11 protein-coding genes are annotated in these 14609 nt (G+C 66.3%); 6 read left to right on the forward strand and 5 right to left on the reverse strand.

The features are described 5' to 3' along the window. Positions 1-26 precede the first annotated feature (26 nt). Positions 27-2135 carry a DNA gyrase/topoisomerase IV subunit B gene (locus IEX33_RS17520; protein ID WP_188732214.1) on the reverse strand — a complete coding sequence of 703 codons (2109 nt, stop codon included), beginning with the start codon at positions 2133-2135 and terminating at the stop codon, positions 27-29. A gap of 256 nt (positions 2136-2391) precedes the next feature. On the opposite strand from IEX33_RS17520, the gene IEX33_RS17525 reads away from it, so the two are divergent. Beyond that, positions 2392-2613 (forward strand): DUF7455 domain-containing protein, encoded by a 222-nt coding sequence (locus IEX33_RS17525; protein WP_013600696.1) that lies wholly within the window; start codon positions 2392-2394, stop codon positions 2611-2613. Positions 2614-2831: 218 nt separating this feature from the next. Here IEX33_RS17525 and IEX33_RS17530 read toward each other — a convergent pair whose 3' ends face one another. From IEX33_RS17530 to IEX33_RS17545, 4 genes are all read right to left on the reverse strand, one after another. Further along, the gene (locus tag IEX33_RS17530; RefSeq protein WP_104187575.1) at positions 2832-4136 is read right to left on the reverse strand and encodes an RNA polymerase sigma factor; all 1305 of its coding nucleotides are present in this window, start codon (positions 4134-4136) and stop codon (positions 2832-2834) included. A 303-nt stretch (positions 4137-4439) separates the two neighbouring features. Continuing rightward, complete coding sequence (locus IEX33_RS17535) at positions 4440-5690, reverse strand: DUF4192 domain-containing protein (RefSeq protein ID WP_188732215.1); 1251 nt, start codon at positions 5688-5690, stop codon at positions 4440-4442. An 83-nt stretch (positions 5691-5773) separates the two neighbouring features. Continuing rightward, complete coding sequence (locus IEX33_RS17540; protein WP_104187570.1) at positions 5774-7120, reverse strand: MFS transporter; 1347 nt, start codon at positions 7118-7120, stop codon at positions 5774-5776. 33 nt (positions 7121-7153) lie between these two features. Continuing rightward, positions 7154-8092, reverse strand: coding sequence for a proteasome assembly chaperone family protein (locus tag IEX33_RS17545; RefSeq protein WP_188732216.1), 939 nt, complete (start codon positions 8090-8092; stop codon positions 7154-7156). Between the two features lie 258 nt (positions 8093-8350). Between IEX33_RS17545 and IEX33_RS17550 the strand changes: the two genes are divergently transcribed. The 5 genes from IEX33_RS17550 (at position 8351) to IEX33_RS17570 (ending at position 14552) form a co-directional block, all read left to right on the forward strand. Continuing rightward, positions 8351-9874 (forward strand): leucyl aminopeptidase, encoded by a 1524-nt coding sequence (locus tag IEX33_RS17550; RefSeq protein WP_188732217.1) that lies wholly within the window; start codon positions 8351-8353, stop codon positions 9872-9874. A gap of 259 nt (positions 9875-10133) precedes the next feature. Then, positions 10134-11516, forward strand: a complete 1383-nt coding sequence (lpdA, locus tag IEX33_RS17555) for a dihydrolipoyl dehydrogenase (RefSeq protein WP_188732218.1) — start codon at positions 10134-10136, stop codon at positions 11514-11516. A gap of 113 nt (positions 11517-11629) precedes the next feature. Next, positions 11630-13402, forward strand: coding sequence for a 2-oxoglutarate dehydrogenase, E2 component, dihydrolipoamide succinyltransferase (sucB, locus tag IEX33_RS17560; RefSeq protein ID WP_188732219.1), 1773 nt, complete (start codon positions 11630-11632; stop codon positions 13400-13402). 182 nt (positions 13403-13584) lie between these two features. After that, positions 13585-13935 carry a hypothetical protein gene (locus IEX33_RS17565; RefSeq protein WP_066275205.1) on the forward strand — a complete coding sequence of 117 codons (351 nt, stop codon included), beginning with the start codon at positions 13585-13587 and terminating at the stop codon, positions 13933-13935. 188 nt (positions 13936-14123) lie between these two features. Beyond that, positions 14124-14552: an OsmC family protein gene (locus IEX33_RS17570; protein ID WP_104187558.1), complete on the forward strand. Its 429-nt coding sequence runs from the start codon at positions 14124-14126 to the stop codon at positions 14550-14552. The last annotated feature ends 57 nt before the right edge of the window (positions 14553-14609 follow it).

Here is a 14609-nt window from a genome sequence, read left to right on the forward strand (position 1 = left end):
GCGGCCTGCCCGTTGCCTTCTGCCGTTCAGGCGTCGATGCGCTCCCGGTCCAGGCTGGCGGCGCCTGCAATGATGAAGTCCTTGCGCGGTGATACGTCCGAGCCCATCAGCAGGTCGAAGATCTCCTCTGCCTGCTGCGCGTTTTCGATCCCCACCTTGCGCAGGGTACGGTGCCGCGGGTCCATGGTGGTTTCCGCCAGCTGCTCGGCGTCCATCTCCCCCAGGCCCTTGTACCGCTGGATCGGCTCCTTGTACCGCTTGCCCTCCTTGGCCAGGCGGGCCAGCAGGACGTGGAGCTCCGCCTCGGAGTAGGTGTAGATCATCTCGTTGGCTTTTTGGCCCGCGTTGATGACCTCCACCCGGTGCAGCGGCGGAACCGCCGCGAACACCCGGCCCTCCAGGATCATGGGCCGCATGTAGCGGAAGAAAAGGGTCAGCAGCAGGGTCCGGATGTGGGCGCCGTCCACGTCGGCGTCAGTCATCAGGATGACCTTGCCGTAGCGGGCGGCAGAGAGGTCGAAGCTGCGCCCGGACCCGGCCCCCACCACCTGGATCAGGGCGGCGCACTCGGCATTGGAGAGCATGTCCCCCACCGAGGCCTTCTGGACATTGAGGATCTTGCCGCGGATGGGCAGCAGCGCCTGGAAGTCGGAGGACCTGGCCAGCTTGGCGGTTCCGAGCGCCGAGTCGCCTTCCACAATGAACAGTTCGGAACGCGCGACGTCGTCCGTGCGGCAGTCGGCCAGCTTGGTGGGCATGGAGGAGGTTTCCAGCGCATTCTTGCGCCGTTGGGTCTCCTTGTGCACGCGGGCCGAGATGCGGGACTTCATCTCGTTGACGATTTTTTCGAGCAGCAGGGCGGACTGGGCCTTGTCATTGCGGTTCGCGGAGCTGAGCTTGGCGCTGATCTCCCGCTCCACCACCTTGGCAACGATGGCGCGCACGGCTGATGTGCCCAGGATTTCCTTGGTTTGGCCTTCGAACTGCGGCTCCGCCAGCCGCACCGTCAGGACAGCCGTCAGTCCGGCGAAGATGTCGTCCTTTTCGATCTTGTCATTCCCGGCCTTGAGCTTGCGGGCGTTGTTTTCCACTGCCTTGCGGAACGTCTTCACCAGGGCCTGTTCAAACCCGGACTGGTGGGTTCCGCCCTTGGGCGTGGAGATGATGTTCACGAAGCTGCGGACCGTGCTGTCGTAGCCGATCCCCCAGCGCAGTGCGACATCGACTTCACAGTCGCGCTCCACCTCGGCGAGCTGGCTGTGCCCGCGCTCGTCCAGGACGGGGACCGTCTCCTTGAACTTTCCGGAGCCATGCAGCCGCCACACGTCCGTGACCGCCGGATCGGCGGCGAGGAATTCGACGAATTCGGAGATGCCGCCGTCATGGTGGAACACCTCTTCGTGGACGCCCGCCTCGCCGGGGGTACCCGGAACCCTCCGCTCATCCCGCACGGTCAGCTTGAGGCCCGGGACCAGGAAGGAGGTCTGCCGGGCGCGGGCGGCCAGTTCCTCGTAGGAGAACTTGGCGTCCGGGGTGAAGATCTGCCGGTCGGCCCAGTAGCGGATCCGGGTTCCCGTGACGCCGCGCTTGGCCTTGCCGGCGATGTCCAGGACCGAGTCGTCAACGAACGGTGTGAAGGGCGCGGCGGGGTCCGTTTTGGAACCGGTGTCCTTGAAGCGCCCGGGTTCGCCGCGGCGGAACGACATCTTGTAGGTTTTCCCGCCCCGGTCCACTTCGACGTCCAGGCGGGAGGACAGGGCATTGACCACGGACGCACCCACACCGTGCAGGCCGCCCGAGGCGGTGTAGGAGCCGCCCCCGAACTTGCCGCCGGCGTGCAGTTTGGTGAAGACAACCTCCACGCCCGTCAGGCCCGTCTTGGGTTCCTTGTCGATGGGAATGCCGCGGCCGTCGTCGTGGATCTCCACGGAGTTGTCCGCGTGCAGGATAATTTTGATGTCGTGGCCGAATCCGGCCAGCGCCTCGTCGACGGAGTTGTCGATGATTTCCCAGAGGCAGTGCATGAGGCCGCGGGAGTCGGTGGAACCGATGTACATGCCCGGGCGCTTGCGGACGGCCTCAAGGCCCTCCAGTACAGAAAGGTGCCGGGCAGTGTAATCAGAACTTGGTGCCACTGGTGGTGAGCTCCTTCAGGGACGTAAAACAGCGGGCTGGGATCGCTTCCTCTAGGGTAGTCGGCGCGGCGCCCGCGGTCCGGCTGCCACACCTGGCGGAGGGTGTGGACCGCACCACGTCAGGGCGTGCGCAGGCTGCTTGGACGTTCTTGAGCCAACATTGCGGATACGCGCACAGCGAACTTGCCCCATCCTTGCGATGGTTTTGTTACGAATGCTGGTTATATAGACGTACTGATCTACTAAGGAGGCCGACATGACAACAGCAGTGGCAGACCGCACACTCAATGCACTGGACCGGTGCGACCGTTGCGGAGCTCAGGCCTATGTCCGGGTTGTATTGGAGTCCTCCGGCGGTGAGCTGCTCTTCTGCGGCCACCATGCCCGCGCAGTCGAGGCGACTCTGAAGCCCTTGAGCTCCGACTGGCACGATGAGACAGGCAAGCTTCATGAGAAGGCAGCCGTAGAAATCGACTAGCTTCCCCAAGCTGTTGGGACCCCACCGGAAGGTGGGGTCCCAATTCTTTTAAGCCGCGTCCTTCTTTTTAGGCCCCGCCCCGGCGTTAGAGGGCACAGATCCGGCCGGCCAGTCCCTTTGCCCGCGCATTCTGGCTGGAACTGAAAAGCGGCCCGCCCGCTGCCACGCCCGCGAGGGGCACGGCAGCCGGCGGGCCGCTTTTCCAGCTCATCCTGCTGTTAGTCGAGGTAGTCCCGGAGCACCTGCGACCGCGAGGGGTGGCGGAGCTTGGACATCGTCTTCGATTCGATCTGGCGGATGCGCTCACGCGTCACTCCGTAGACCTTGCCGATTTCGTCTAAAGTCTTCGGCTGTCCGTCGGTCAGGCCGAAGCGCATGGCCACAACCCCGGCTTCGCGCTCGGACAGGGTGTCCAGGACGGAGTGCAGCTGTTCCTGGAGGAGCGTGAAGCTCACGGCGTCCGCGGGAACCACGGCCTCGGAGTCCTCGATCAGGTCACCGAACTCGGAGTCGCCGTCCTCGCCCAGGGGCGTGTGCAGCGAGATGGGTTCACGGCCGTACTTCTGGACTTCGACAACCTTTTCGGGAGTCATGTCGAGTTCAAGAGCTAGCTCTTCGGGCGTAGGTTCGCGGCCGAGGTCCTGGAGCATCTGGCGCTGGACGCGTGCCAGCTTGTTGATGACTTCGACCATGTGGACCGGAATACGGATGGTGCGGGCCTGGTCCGCCATGGCGCGGGTGATGGCCTGCCGAATCCACCAGGTGGCGTAAGTGGAGAACTTGAAGCCCTTGGTGTAGTCGAACTTCTCCACTGCACGGATCAGGCCCAGGTTGCCTTCCTGGATCAGGTCCAGGAAGAGCATGCCGCGTCCGGTGTAGCGCTTGGCCAGCGAGACCACCAGGCGGAGGTTGGCTTCGAGGAGGTGGTTCTTGGCGCGCTTGCCGTCATGGATGATGAATTCAAGCTCGCGCTTGTACTTCGGGTCCATGGAACCGTCGTCGGCGTTGATCTTCTCTTCGGCGAACAGTCCGGCTTCGATCCGGAGGGCAAGGTCCACTTCCTGCTCGGCGTTGAGCAGTGCCACCTTACCGATTTGCTTCAGGTAGTCCTTGACGGGGTCGGCCGTTGCTCCGGCGGACATGACCTGCTGGACAGGCGCGTCGTCGTCGTCAGCGTCCGAGTAGACGAAGCCCTTGCCGGAACCGGCAACTGCCTTGGCGGGATCAGCCTCGGCGTCCTCCTCCACGACTTCAGGTCCTTCGAGGACGATGTCGTCGAGGTCTTCCTCGACTTCTTCGGCGTCGTCGGTGTCACCGGCAGCGGACTTTGCGGCTGCCGCCTTCGCACCGGGCTTGGGGCCGCGCTTCTTGGGCTCGGGCTTGCCGTCCGCTGCAGCCGCACCGGCCGACGCCTTGTTGGCTGCCCGGGTAGCTGCACGCTTGGCGTTGGTCGCAGCCTGCTTCTCCTCGGCGGACAGTTCGTCCTGGGCGGCGGGGTCCTTCTTCGTGGAAGACGGGGTCACAGAAAACCTTTCTAGCGGTGGTCTGTGGAATCACCATACGGGCAACACCACTATGACCCTGTCAAGTCCGTGGTGAAAACCAAGCGCCACCACGGCCTGCAGAGTCTGTTAAGACAACTGCCGGAGCCGCTGTTATGTTCCCCGCGGGGTCCACCACTGTGCGCTCAATACACGGACCCAACCGGGTCTCGGCCTCCATTGTCTCATGTTTTCCCCGAATCGGGCCTCCCCGTCATTCGCCCACGCCGGGTGTCCCCGCCGTCAAGCCCCGCCTGCCGCCGCTCCCCCGGCCCCCGGGAGCGTTCACGCCGCGTCCGGACCGAACTTCTGCCAGGCAGCCTCCTTCCGTGCCGCCCATCCGCAGAGTGTTCCGCGCCGGACCAGTTCCAGCAGCAGTTCCGCGAGGCGGTACCCGGGTTCTGCGTCAAGGGCCTGCCGCAGATAGGCCGCCGAGTAGGAGCCGCGGCCGCGGCACCAGGCAATCCAGCCCCTTCCCGTGAACGATGCAGCCGCCGCCCGGCCGCCGGCTGCGGCAAGCCGCCCGAGGACCAGGTCCAGGGCGCTGAGCCGTTCCCAGTCCGGGACGGCAGGGGCCACGCCCATCAGGACGTCCCCGTAGCCTGGGATGTCTGCACCCGGCGGTCCTTCCTGGGGCGGTTCTCCCCGCGCCGCACCGCCGTGCAGCCCACCCGCGGATGCCCCGGTCCCCTGAAAGACCTCATGGGGAGCCACAGGATCCAGCAGGCATTCATCCCGGAAGAGCCCCAACTGCCCGGCACCGGCTTCGGCAGCTTGTGTGCCGGCTGCCGCCATCATCAGGACAGCATCCCGGTACGCGGGGACCAGCAGCGACGCCCGCAGGAATCCGTCGCGATCCGCCTCGGGCAGCCAGGCTTCCCCCTGCGGGCTGTTCAGCAGATCCCGCCAGAGCCTGAGGACCGCGTCGAACTGCGGCCTGCTTGGCCGGCGAAGGTCCAGTTGCGCGGACCACGCGGTTTCAGCCTCCCTGACGGCAGCCAGGTAGAGGCTTGAAACCGGAAGCGGGGGTGCCTGCTCCTCCGGCTGCGGGCCAACGCTGCTTCCGCGGTACACCATCTCGGCGTTCAGGGTGCTGTCACGAATCTGCTGCACTGGCCGGCCAGGGGGCGGGCAGCATGAAACATCCATGCACCAGGCCTCCCGCCAGAAATCATCGCCGACGTACCAGGCTTCCCGGACTGGCATCCCGGCCCTTTCCAGCATGGAGTCCAGTCCGGCCAGCAGACCGTCGTACCGGGACGGCGACGACGCGCTGCCGTTGCTGGTGAAGAACGCCAGCAATGTGCCGTCAGCTTCCTTGTCCGCTTCCAGGTAGCGGAGGACGGCCTGCAGGAATTTTGCCGGTGCGGCCAGGACCTCGCGTCCCGGCAGGTCCAGCCGGAGGGTAGCGCCAAGCCTCGTACCCTGCAGGGTCATCGCCACAAGGCTCTGCGCCGGCCAGTATCCGAGTGAGTGCGGAATGAAGCCCAGGATGTCTTCCGGGCTGCGGACTGTCAGGTGGTCTGGAGAAGTCATGGCTCCAGCTTCCGCCGCCCGCCGGCGCCGGTTAAGGCCGGAAAGCGGCTATGTGCGGAAACCAGGCCTGTGGAGGACCAGTGTCACTCGTCCGGGAGGGAGGACCCGCGGCGCCGTGCAAGGTTTTCGCGCCGCTGGCGGGCGAGGGCGCTGCGCAGCGGTGGCACAACCACGCCCTGGGCGGCCATCTGCCGCCGCACTTTGCGCCGGCACACGAGCATGGCTGCTGCCCCGAACCCCAGCAGCAGGAACTGGACGCTCAGGGCGATCCGGAAGGGATCCAGGCCGTAGAGGACGCCCTGGGAAAAGCCGCTGGCAAAAAGGATGTCCAGCACGAGCCCGATCAGGAAGATCGCCACCAGGGCGGCGATGAACCCGCCCACGTTGACGATGCCCGTGGCCGTCCCGATCCGGTGTGCAGGGTTGAAGGTGCGGGCAAAGTCGAAGCCGATCATGGACCCCGGCCCGCCGACGGCGAGCACCACCACAAGACCGGCCAGCAGCCACAGCGGGGCACGGCCGGGGGTCAGCAAGACGGCGGCCCACGCTGCCGCGGTAGCGCCGGCGATGAGCAGGACCATGGTGGAACGCCGCAACGGGTGGCGGGAGACGAAGCGTCCGATGAAGGGCCCCACCGCCATCGCGGCGGCGACGTAGAGGGCCATCAGGGCCGCCACCGTTCCGGCGTCCAGGCCCTGGCCGGAGAGCAGGAACGGGTAGCCCCAGGTCATGGCGAACACGGTACCGCTGAACTGGATGGTGAAGTGGCTCCAGAGCCCCAGGCGGGTCCCCGGCTGGCGCCAGGCCCGGGCCAGCGAGGACCCGGTAGCCCGCAGCCCCTGCTGGGCCTGCGGGCGGGCGGTTCCCGGCGGGACGTCCTGCAGCAGCACCAGGGTCAGGACGACGGCGAGCGCTGACATCCCGGCAAGCATGAGGAACGCCGGGGTCCAGCCCGCGAGATGCAGGACGAAGGCGAAGGGGATGACGCTGAACAGCTGGCCGAGCTGGCCGGACATGCCCGTCAGCTGCGTCACCAGCGGCACCCGGGCAGGAGCGAACCAGAGCGGAATCAGCCGGATCACGGAGATGAATGTCATGGCGTCCCCGGCGCCCACCAGGACCCGGCCTGCAACTCCCCCGGGAATGCTGTCTGCGAAGGCGAGCTGCAGCTGGCCCAGGCCCATAAGGACTGCACCGCCAGCGATCATGGCACGGGAGCCGAACCTGTCCACCAGCAGCCCCACGGGAATCTGCAGTCCTGCATAGACAAGGAGTTGAAGGACGGTGAAGAAGGAGATCGCTGACGCGCTGGCCTGGAACCTCTCGGTGGCTTCCAGTCCCACCACGCCAAAGGACGTGCGCTGCGCCACAGCCACCAGGTACCCGAAAATTCCGATGGTCCAGATAAGCCAGGCGCGGGGTGCAGTCACCACTTCATTATGCCCGGGCGCCCGCCGCGGCCTTTACTGGCCCGGGTTCTCCCGGGCCAGGTACGCCTCCACCGCAGCCCCCAGGTCGTCGGCGTTGGGCAGCTCATCGTTCTCGTCCGCCAGGAGCGACCGGCGGACCGTGCCCTCGGCCTTTTCGTCGTAGCGGGCCTCAAGCCGCGACACGACCTGCTGGACGTCCTCGGAGGCGTCGATCTGTTCCGCGATCTGCCGGCCTACCTCGCGCCCTGCCTCACGGAGCCTGTCCGAGGGGAGCATCAGGGATGTGGCGGCGCCCAGGTATTCAAGGCCTGCGACGGCGGCGGTGGGGTATTCCGCCTCGGCCAGGTAGTGCGGCACGTGGATGACGTAACCGGCAACGTTGCGTCCTGCCTCCACCAGGCGGAGTTCCAGGATGTGGCCCACGGCGGCGGGGACCTCCACCGTCGGTTTCCAGACAGAGATGCCCTCGATCAGGTCAGGGCGGTTGCCGTGCACTGTCACGCCCACCGGCCTGGTGTGGGGAACGGGCATGGGGATGGAGTGGATCCAGGTCACCAGGTTCACGTCGAGTTTCTCCACGATACCCACCACGGCCCGTGCGAACCTCTCCCACTGCAGGTCCGGTTCGAAGCCTGCCAGCAGCAGGAAAGGCTTTCCCAGCCCGTCCATCAGCCGGTACAGGGCCAGCCGGGGTTCCTGGTAGTCCTGGAGGTGGTCCTCCACGAACGTCAGGTGCGGCCGGCGCGAGCGGTAGTCAATAAGCTGGTCCGCATCAAAAACGGCCACCGGCTCGGCGTCGAGGGAGTCCAGCAGTTCGGCATTGATCTGCTTCACCACGTGCCCTGCGTCAGCGAAGCCGGTAAAGCCCATCACCAGGTTCAGCCCGCGGAGTTCAGGGCTGTGGAACAGCTCAATGTTGCTCGCATAGAGCGCATCGGGGTCCAGCAGGGAGCCGGAGATCCGTTCAAGCACGGCATGTTCCTTTCACAGGTGCGGGTGGACATTCTTTACAACGCCCCGGGACGGCCGGGCATTCCGGCGCCGGCTGTGGCGCAGCTCTCACGGGATTCACCAGCTCAGACACGGAAGGGCTACGATCGGAACTGGCCTGCCAGGCGGGCCCGCAGGCACCCGGACTGCGTTCCGAACGGCGGTACCCGGGCAACCATGGCAGAGCGCCGAACATGCACCCCTGCCCGAACATCTTTCGAGAATCGAGGACTGATCCGCGTGGTCAAGAATACTGAAATCAACCTTAGTACCCTCTCGCGGGACCTGAAGAAAACCCCCAGTGACGCCGTCGTCATAGGTGTGGGGCAGGGTGCGGACGGACCCGTCCTCCTGGACAACCCGCTGACGGCCCGGTCCGCCGAGGCGCTGGCCGATTCCCTGAAGGCCCTCGGCATTACGGGGGCGGCGGACCAGCTGGTGCGCCTTCCGGGCCTTCCCGAGACCGGCGCGGGCGTTTTGGTCCTTGCCGGGGTGGGCAAGGTATCAGCCTCGGAGCCACTGGCAGGGGAAGCCCTGCGGCGGGCAGCAGGCTCCGCCGTCCGCCAGCTCGCCGGCCTGGCCACGGTTGCCCTGGCATTCCCGACGGCGTCCCTCGCCGACGTCGAGGCCGTAGCCGAAGGTGCCGCGCTGGGCGCCTATTCCTTCAGCGAGTTCCGGTCCTCCAAGGACGGCCTGAAGGACCCCGTCCGCAATGCCGTGATCTTCACTGAACTGGCCGGCCAGAAGGAACTGGACGAGGTCCTCAAGCGGGCCACGCTGATCGGCAGGGCGGTTAACGCCACCCGGTCCCTGGTCAACCAGCCGCCCAGCCACCTCTACCCGGAAACCTTCGCCGACGCCGCGAAGGACCTCGCCAAGGGGCTGCCCGTCAAAGTGACCGTCTGGGACGAGAAGCGCCTTGAGAAGGAAGGTTTCGGCGGCATCATGGGCGTGGGCAAGGGGTCGGCACGCCAGCCCCGCCTGGTGAAGGTGGAGTACTCCCCTGCCAAGGCCACCTCGAAGATCGCGCTGGTCGGCAAGGGCATCACGTTCGACACCGGCGGCATTTCCATCAAGCCGGCGCTGGGCATGGGCGACATGAAGAGCGACATGGCGGGGGCCGCCGTCGTCCTTAACACTGTCCTGGCGCTCGCGGGACTCGGCCTGCCGGTCAAGGCCACCGCCTGGCTCTGCATCGCCGAGAACATGCCCTCCGGCGCCGCCTCCCGCCCGGCTGACGTCCTCACCATGTTCGGCGGCAAGACCGTTGAGGTCCTGAACACCGACGCCGAGGGGCGGCTGGTCATGGCCGACGGCATCGTGGCCGCGAGCCGCGAGTACCCGGACGCCATCATCGACGTTGCCACGCTCACCGGGGCGCAGCTCATCGCCCTGGGCAACCGGACAGCCGGCGTCATGGGATCCGAGAGCGTGACGGGCCCGCTCAAGGCGGCAGCGGACCGGGCCGGTGAACTCGTGTGGCCCATGCCGCTGCCCGAGGAACTGCGGCCCAGCCTGGATTCGCAGGTCGCCGACCTCGCCAACATCGGCGAACGCCACGGCGGCATGATGACCGCCGCCGTTTTCCTCCGCGAGTTCGTGGGTAAGGGCAAGGACGGGGAACAGATCCCCTGGGCCCACATCGACATCGCCGGGCCGTCCTTTAATAACGGGAGCCCGTACGGCTACACGCACAAGCAGGGAACGGGCTGCACCGTCCGGACCCTGGTGGCGTACGTGGAGGACATCCTGGCCGCCGCCTGACCATTTGGCGGCCTCCGACGTGCTGTTACGCGGCTTTGCGGGACCGGTGATCCCTGTGCCACAAAGCCGCGTGACACTCGACACAAGCGCTCCACAATCGTGGTGCCAGGGTGGAGCATGGATAAGTGGTTCGCTAAGGTGAACCACGGTAGTCACAAATGCAAGAGAATTGGCCTGCTGGCATAATCACGGCAGTGCAAGTTCCAAGACCAGATGATGCGCGCAGATCGCGTCATCGTTCACGCGAGGGAGCGTTTAAGTGGCCGATCAGGCAACTGCGCAAGAATTCGACATCCTGGTACTCGGTGGCGGCAGCGGCGGATACGCCGCCGCGCTCCGGGCAGTACAGCTTGGCCTCACCGTCGGCCTCGTGGAGAAGGCCAAGCTGGGCGGCACCTGCCTCCACAACGGCTGCATCCCCACCAAGGCCCTCCTGCACTCCGCGGAGCTGGCAGACCACGCCCGCGACTCCGCCAAGTACGGCGTGAACGTCACCCTTGACAGCATCGACATCAATGCCGTCAACGCGTACAAGGACGGCATCATCGCCGGCAAGTACAAGGGCCTGCAGGGACTCATCAAGTCCAAGGGCATCACCGTCATCGAAGGCGAAGGCAAGCTCCAGGGCACCGACACCGTGGTGGTGAACGGTACCGCGTACAAGGGCAAGAACATCGTCCTGGCCACGGGTTCCTACTCGCGCACCCTGCCCGGCCTGGAGCTCGGCGGCAAGGTCATCACCTCCGACCAGGCCCTGACCATGGACTTCATCCCCAAGAGCGCCATCATCCTCGGCGGCGGCGTCATCGGCGTCGAGTTCGCCTCTGTGTGGAAGTCCTTCGGCGTGGACGTCACCATCGTGGAGGGCCTGCCCTCGCTGGTTCCCAACGAGGACGCCACCATCGTCAAGAACTTCGAGCGTGCCTTCAAGAAGCGCGGCATCAAGTTCTCCACCGGCGTGTTCTTCCAGGGCGTCGAGCAGAACGACGACGGCGTCAAGGTAACCCTGGTGGACGGCAAGACGTTCGAAGCCGACCTGCTGCTCGTTGCCGTGGGCCGCGGCCCCGTCACCGCCAACCTCGGTTACGAGGAAGCGGGCATCACCATTGACCGCGGCTTCGTGATCACCAACGAGCGCCTTCACACGGGCGTCGGCAACATCTACGCGGTGGGAGATATCGTCCCCGGCGTGCAGCTGGCGCACCGCGGCTACCAGCAGGGCATCTTCGTGGCCGAGGAAATCGCCGGCCTGAAGCCCGTGGTCGTCGAGGACATCAACATCCCCAAGGTCACCTACTCCGAGCCGGAGATCGCCACCGTGGGCTACACCGAAAAGGCCGCCAAGGAGAAGTTCGGCGAGGACCAGGTGCAGACCCAGGAATACAACCTCGCGGGCAACGGCAAGAGCTCCATCCTGGGCACGTCCGGCCTGGTCAAGCTGGTCCGGCAGAAGGACGGCCCCGTGGTGGGCGTCCACATGATCGGCGCCCGCATGGGCGAGCAGGTGGGCGAGGCCCAGCTGATCGTCAACTGGGAAGCGTACCCGGAGGATGTGGCCCAGCTGCTTCACGCCCACCCCACCCAGAACGAGTCCCTGGGCGAAGCCCACATGGCACTCGCCGGCAAGCCTCTTCACGGCTAGTCTCCCCAACACCCAAGGGCCTGGTGCACCCGGCACGGAATGCCGGGTGCACTAGGCTGGCCAAACGGCAGCAATCATCCGCACTAAAGATCAATAAGGAGAACGGGGACGACATGTCTGAATCCGTTAACTTGCCCGCCCTCGGTGAGAGCGTCACCGAAGGAACCGTCACCCGCTGGCTCAAGCAGGTAGGTGACCGGGTAGAGGTGGACGAGCCGCTGCTCGAAGTCTCCACCGACAAAGTAGACACTGAAATCCCCTCTCCTGTAGCTGGCGTGATTGAGGAAATCCTGGTGGCCGAGGACGAGACCGCCGAGGTCGGCGCTCCCCTGGTCCGCATCGGGGACGGCTCCGGCGGCGGCGCACCGGCCGAAGAGGCGCCCGCCGAAGAGGCCCCCGCTGCCGAGGAAGCGCCGGCTCCCGCCGAAGCCCCCTCCACCGAGGCGCCCGCTCCCGCAGAAGCACCTGCGCAGGAAAAGTCCGCACCCGAGGCACCGGCCGCCGGCGGCGAAAGCCACGACGTCACCCTGCCGGCCCTCGGTGAGAGTGTCACCGAAGGTACCGTCACCCGCTGGCTCAAGGCTGTTGGCGACGCCGTGGAGGTGGACGAGCCCCTGCTGGAGGTTTCCACTGACAAGGTCGACACCGAAATTCCCTCCCCCGTGGCCGGTACCCTCCAGGAAATCCGCGTCAACGAGGATGAGACCGCAGAGGTCGGATCCGTCCTTGCCGTTATCGGTTCAGGCGCTGCTGCCGCCCCGGCCGAAGCCCCCTCCACCGAGGCACCGGCCAAGGAAGAGCCCAAGGCCGAAGCACCGAAGGCTGAAGCACCCGCACCGCAGGCCGCTCCCGCCCAGGAAGCGCCCAAGCAGGACGCACCCAAGGCTGCACCCGCTCCCCAGGCTGCTGCACCGGCGTCCGAAGAGGCTGCCCCGTCAGCAGGCGGATCCGAGTCGGGCTATGTGACTCCCCTGGTCCGGAAGCTCGCCAACCAGCACGGCGTGGACATCACCTCCCTCTCCGGCACCGGCGTTGGCGGCCGCATCCGCAAGCAGGACGTCATCGCCGCAGCCGAGGCAAAGGCAGCTCCCGCCGCCGCGCCCGCAGCTCCGGCAGCGTCCGCCCCGGCAGCCTCCGCATCCGCGGGCCAGGCCGCTTCCTCGCTGCGCGGCACCACCCAGAAGGCCCCGCGCATCCGCCAGGTCATCGCCCGCCGCATGCGCGAGTCCCTTGAGGTCTCCACTCAGCTGACCCAGGTCCACGAAGTGGATATGACCAAGGTCGCCAAGCTCCGTGCCCGCGCCAAGAACTCCTTCCAGGCACAGAACGGCGTCAAGCTGACCTTCCTGCCGTTCATCGCCAAGGCTGTCGCCGAGGCCCTCAAGCAGCACCCCAAGCTGAACGCTGCCTACGATGAGGACAAGCAGGAGATCACCTACCACAACGCCGAGCACCTGGCGATCGCCGTCGACACTGACAAGGGCCTGCTGGTTCCGGTCATTTCCGACGCCGGCAGCCTGAACCTTGCGGGACTGGCGGGCAAGATCGCCGACGTTGCCGGCCGCACCCGCGACGGCAAGATCGGCCCGGACGAGCTGTCCGGCGGCACGTTCAGCATCACCAACATCGGCTCGGTCGGGGCCCTGTTCGACACCCCGATCATCAACCAGCCGCAGGTGGGCATCCTCGGCACCGGCGCCATCGTCAAGCGCGCCGTGGTGGTGGCCGATGAGAACGGTGACGATTCGATCGCCATCCGCTCCATGATGTACCTGTCCCTGACGTACGACCACCGCCTGGTGGACGGCGCGGACGCCGGCCGTTTCCTCCAGACCCTGAAGGCACGCCTTGAAGAAGGCGCCTTCGAAGCGGACCTGGGGCTGTAACACCCGGACGCACACGACGGCGGTGCAGGCAACGGCGGGATACCTCCCGGACTGCCTGCGCCGCCGTCGTCGTTTAACGCTCCGGTGCTCCGGCGGGCTCCCGCACGGCACCTAGGGCGGACGGGGCACCACGCGCCCGCCCTGCTACTACGCCCGGTAGAACGAATGGCTACACTGGTCCCATGAACATCGTCTATAACATCGTGGTCTTCCTGCATATCGTCGGCGCCGCCATGATCGTCGGCATCTGGATCGGCCAGATGAAGAAGCCCACCGTCCACCCCCGCCAGTTCGACGGCGCCATGCTCCAGCTGCTGACCGGCGTCGCCCTGATGGGGCTTATCCCGGCCCTGGACATGGACGCCAACTACTTCAAGCTCGGCATCAAGTTCGCAGTAGCCCTCGCGGTTGGCGTGCTCGCCTTCATCGGCCGCCGCAAGTACAAGAAGGGCGAGGACATCAGCGCAGGCCTGGCGCACGGCGTAGGCGGACTCGCGCTGCTGAACATCGCCATTGCGACGCTCTGGCAGTAAGGCCCCAGGCTAAAACCACGACGGCGACGCTCCCTTCCAAGGGAGCGTCGCCGTCGTCGTCTCATGCCCCTGTCATAATCCTCTGACAGCGGACAGCCGGTGCATGCCGCGGGTGTTGTCCCTAGGATGGGACACGGCGGGGTCCAGGCAGCGGCCTGCCCCGGTACACATCGACCTGAGGAGTGAACATGGCAGCAACACGTTCAGCAAACGCAGTATGGAACGGCAACCTGACGGAAGGTGCCGGCACCACCAGCCTGGCCACCTCGGGCCTGGGCACGTTCGATGTCACCTGGAAGGCCCGCACTGAAGCGGCCAACGGCAAGACCAGCCCGGAGGAACTCATCGCCGCAGCCCACGCCGCGTGCTTCTCCATGGCCTTCAGCAACGAGCTCGATAAGGCGGGCCACACACCGGAGGAAGTCCGCACCAAGGCAGACGTGACGTTTGTTCCCGGCACGGGAATCACCGGCAGCCACCTCACCATGTCAGCGCGGGTCCCCGGCATTTCCGAGGAGGAGTTCCAGAAGATCGCGGGCGAGGCCAAGGTGGGCTGCCCCGTGTCCGGCGCCCTGGCCAGCATCGACATCACCCTGGATGCGACCCTGGAGTCCTGATCCGGCAAGAGTAAACAAGCCCTGCCTGGCCATTCCGGCCAGGCAGGGCTTTTTGCT

The organism is Pseudarthrobacter scleromae (genome assembly GCF_014644515.1).
Taxonomy (GTDB): domain Bacteria; phylum Actinomycetota; class Actinomycetes; order Actinomycetales; family Micrococcaceae; genus Arthrobacter; species Arthrobacter scleromae.

Bases quoted from the DNA above. Each gene is read 5' to 3' on its own strand.
- IEX33_RS17565 (WP_066275205.1), top strand. From the start codon at position 13,585: ATGAACATCGTCTATAACATCGTGGTCTTCCTGCATATCGTCGGCGCC.
- IEX33_RS17570 (WP_104187558.1), top strand. From the start codon at position 14,124: ATGGCAGCAACACGTTCAGCAAACGCAGTATGGAACGGCAACCTGACG.
- sucB (WP_188732219.1), top strand. From the start codon at position 11,630: ATGTCTGAATCCGTTAACTTGCCCGCCCTCGGTGAGAGCGTCACCGAA.
- IEX33_RS17525 (WP_013600696.1), top strand. From the start codon at position 2,392: ATGACAACAGCAGTGGCAGACCGCACACTCAATGCACTGGACCGGTGC.
- IEX33_RS17535 (WP_188732215.1), bottom strand. From the start codon at position 5,690: ATGACTTCTCCAGACCACCTGACAGTCCGCAGCCCGGAAGACATCCTG.